Here is a 3724-nt window from a genome sequence, read left to right as displayed (position 1 = left end):
TTATTCTTTCTATCCATTGACTTTCTTTCCAATGAATACTACTCTTATAAGCAACATTACAGCTATATTAAAAAGCAATCGTTTGCAACATATTCTTATTTATAAAAAGATTATAGGGGGATTTTCTATATGTTTAAAGAAGCAATATACCATAGACCAAAAGATAATTACGCATACGCTTACAATAACAATACACTTCACATTCGGCTGCGCACGAAAAAAAATGATGCAGACGTAGTTTCGCTTATTCACGGTGATCCATATGAATGGCAAAATGAAAAATGGATTTCAACACAAATACCCATGAAAAAAAGTGGATCAACTGATTTATTTGATTATTGGTTTGTTTCAATCGAGCCAAAATTTAAGCGCTTACGATATGGATTCGAACTAACAAATAACGCTGAAACGATTATTTATACAGAACGTGGCTTTTTCTCTGAATTACCTAACGATGACGTTGGCAATTTTTTTTGCTTCCCATTCGTACACAAAGAGGATGTTTTTACAGCTCCTTCATGGGTAAAAGATACAGTGTGGTATCAAATTTTCCCGGAACGGTTTGCCAATGGGGATCCTACATGTAATCCATTACATACACTCCCTTGGGGAAGCACAAACCCTACAGCTACAAATTTTTTTGGAGGAGATTTCGCTGGTATCATTCAGCACCTTGATTACCTTGTAAAACTCGGTATTTCTGGTATTTACTTTACTCCCATCTTTACCGCACATTCCAATCATAAATATGACACGATTGACTACATGGAAATTGATCCGCAATTTGGGACAAAAGAAATGTTTAAACAGCTTGTGAACGCCTGCCACAAACGTGGCATAAAGGTCATGCTCGATGCTGTGTTTAATCATAGTGGATACTTCTTTGATAAATTCCAAGATGTTCTTAAAAAAGGCGAGCAATCACCCTATAAGGATTGGTTTCATATTCATGAGTTTCCGGTAGTAACCGAACCACTTCCTAATTATGATACCTTTGCTTTTACACCATATATGCCAAAATTAAATACCGCTCATCCAGATGTAAAAGAATACTTACTCGAAGTAGGACGTTATTGGGTACGAGAGTTTCACATTGACGGCTGGCGCCTTGATGTTGCAAATGAAATCGATCATACATTTTGGAGGGAGTTCCGTAGTGAAATAAAAGCAATTAACCCTGAAGTATATATTCTAGGAGAAATTTGGCATGATGCACTTCCTTGGCTACAAGGCGATCAATTTGATGCTGTAATGAGTTATCCTGTTACAAATGCCCTTCTTTCTTATTTTGCACATGAAACGATTAGTGCTAATAGATTTATGGAACAAATTACAGCATCTCTTCACTCATATTCCATGAATGTGAACGAAGCGGCCTTCCATCTATTAGGCAGTCATGATACACCGAGAATTTTAACACTCTGTAACGGAAACAAAAATAAAGTAAAACTACTTTATGTATTCCATCTTTCTTTCATCGGTTCACCATGCATTTATTATGGTGATGAAATTGGTATGGATGGAGGAATGGATCCTAGTTGCCGAAAATGTATGATTTGGGATGAAGATAAACAAGATAAAACATTATTTCAACATATAGAAACATTAATCTCATTACGAAAACAATATAAAGCATTTGGCGGACACGGAACATTTCAATGTATCGAAGCAAACGATGAACAGGGTTACATTTCTTATACGAAAACATATGAGGGAGAAACAATCTTCTTTGTTTTAAACTCAACCAACCATGAAATTATAGCTCCTATACCTTTTGATATTACTGGTAAAAAAATTATAAATTTGTATACAAATGAAGAGTTTTCAGCAGAAACAAACGCATTACAAGTTTCACTTCCCTCATATGGATTTTCAATTTTGAAATGGTAAAGCAAAAAAGCCTTGTGTCAGAAACTGCACAAGGCTTTTCATTATTTTAATTTATATGCTCTCGTTTCATAAGGCTGCAGGACGATACTCTCAATTTTTTCATCTTGCACATTGTAATTGTTTATCAATAACTCTAAGTTGCTGTATGTTATCTCGTCTGGCATTTCAAATACACACTCATCGTCGGTAAAGTTTGCAATTACAAGTAACTTTTCATCTTCCCATGTTCTTATATAAGCAAAAATAGATGGATGCTCCTCTAAAATTAAATCATATGTTCCATACACAATGATTTGATGTTTTTTACGAAGCTCAATCAATTTCTTATAGTAATAAAAAATAGAGTTCGAATCTTGTAATGCTTGTTCTACATTGATTTCTTTATAATTAGGATTTAATCCAATCCACGGTTCTCCTGCTGTAAATCCAGCATGCTTTCTATCATCCCATTGCATTGGTGTTCTAGCATTATCTCGACCTTTTATATAAATAGATTGCATTACTTTCTCTTCATCTTCACCATGTTCTATTACTTTTTCACGGTACATATTTAACGTTTCAATATCGCGATACTCATCAATTGAATCAAAGTGAACATTTGTCATTCCAATTTCTTCTCCTTGATAAATATAAGGAGTACCTTTCATCATATGAAGTACTGTCGCTAACATTTTCGCTGATTCTGTACGATAAGTTGTATCGTTGCCAAAACGAGAGACAACACGTGGTTGATCATGATTGTTCCAATACAAACTATTCCACCCTGTATGTTCTAACGCTTTCTGCCATTTTGTTAAGTTCTGTTTTAGAGTAAGGAGCGAACACGGTTTTACATCCCACTTTCCACCTTCTCCAGAATCTAAATCCATATGTTCAAACTGAAATACCATTTGCAATTCTTGACGTTCTTCAGCAGTGTACAGTTTCGCTTCTTCTGTTGTTACACCAGGCATTTCACCAACTGTCATAATATCGTATTTGGACAATACTTCTTGATTCATTTCATGCAAATACGTATGGATATTCGGCCCATTCATAAAGTGTTGATGCCCAGATACATAACCTTCTTCTTCTGTCTTCACAGCTGGCAATCCTTCTTCTTTAGAAATAAAGTTAATCACATCCATACGGAAACCATCAATCCCTTTTTTAAGCCAAAACTCCATCATCTCATAAACATCTTTTCGCACCCGTTCATTATCCCAATTTAAGTCTGGTTGCTTTCTAGAAAATAAATGTAAATAATATTCATCAGTCTCTTCATCATATTGCCATGCAGACCCACTAAAAGCCGCTCCCCAGTTATTCGGCTCTTTCCCACCTTTACCTGGACGCCATATATAATAATCTCGATATGGATTATCTTTTGATTTACGAGATTCTATGAACCAATTATGCTCATCAGAAGTATGGTTAACGACTAAATCCATCATTAGCTTCATATTACGTTCGTGCATTGCACTTAATAATTCGTCCCAATCATTCATTGTTCCAAACTCATTCATAATCTCACGATAATCGCTAATATCATAGCCATTATCATCATTTGGAGATTCATAGACTGGTGACAACCAAATTACATCGATACCTAGTTTCTTTAAATAATCCAGCTTTGAAATGATTCCACGAAGATCGCCAATTCCGTCACCATTACTATCCATAAAACTACGAGGATATATTTGATATACAACACTTTCTTTCCACCATTGTTTTTCCATCATGCTACCCCATTTCATTATTTAATTACAAAATTAGGCGCAAACGTTTTCATTAGTGAATGATAGCAGATTTTAAAAGAAAATAAAATAGCGCTCACATTTTTTTGTCTTAGTTT

General features: G+C 34.9%; 2 protein-coding genes. One reads left to right on the top strand and one right to left on the bottom strand.

The window, feature by feature from the left end; all coding sequences use genetic code 11:
• The first annotated feature begins 129 nt into the window (after window positions 1–129).
• Window positions 130–1890 (top strand): alpha-glycosidase, encoded by a 1761-nt coding sequence (locus V7183_RS23675; protein WP_335361034.1) that lies wholly within the window; start codon window positions 130–132, stop codon window positions 1888–1890.
• 41 nt (window positions 1891–1931) lie between these two features.
• Here V7183_RS23675 and V7183_RS23670 read toward each other — a convergent pair whose 3' ends face one another.
• Window positions 1932–3608, bottom strand: a complete 1677-nt coding sequence (locus V7183_RS23670; protein ID WP_335361033.1) for a glycoside hydrolase family 13 protein — start codon at window positions 3606–3608, stop codon at window positions 1932–1934.
• Window positions 3609–3724 lie beyond the last annotated feature (116 nt).

Origin of the sequence: Bacillus sp. JJ1127, assembly GCF_036965845.1 — a bacterium.
Classification (GTDB): domain Bacteria; phylum Bacillota; class Bacilli; order Bacillales; family Bacillaceae_G; genus Bacillus_A.
The sequence above is the reverse complement of the archived record's forward strand: the minus strand, read 5'-3'. Positions and strand labels throughout refer to the sequence as shown.